This window comes from Shewanella electrica (assembly GCF_022321485.1).
Taxonomy (GTDB): Bacteria; Pseudomonadota; Gammaproteobacteria; order Enterobacterales; family Shewanellaceae; genus Shewanella; species Shewanella electrica.
This window is the reverse complement of sequence record NZ_JAKOGG010000739.1, coordinates 1-238: the sequence shown is the minus strand read 5'-3', so window position 1 is coordinate 238 and position 238 is coordinate 1. Positions and strand designations below refer to the sequence as shown.

General features: G+C 45.8%; 1 protein-coding gene. It reads left to right on the top strand.

What is annotated here, in order from left to right:
• A partial coding sequence (locus L9G74_RS24645) for a hypothetical protein (protein WP_238899048.1) occupies positions 1 to 197 on the top strand: 197 nt, incomplete at its 5' end.
• Between the last annotated feature and the right edge of the window lie 41 nt (positions 198 to 238).

Below are 238 nucleotides of genomic sequence, written 5' to 3'. Positions count from 1 at the left end.
CTCCTCTTCAAGTAACTTCAGTTCAGCTTCCTTTTGGCGCCTTTTCTTATCTCCTTCTTCTTTTTGCTTCTCAATTAAATTGTTTTGCTCTGATACATGACTTGGGCTGCAGGAGTTATTTACAGTGGAACTTGTATTGCTTCGACTTCTCCGTCTTCGTTGTCGTCTTGGTGATGGAGGGCTTCTACGCCTCCTAGGAGTTGGGGACTGGCTTCTCTCCCATCTTGGAGAAGGAGAC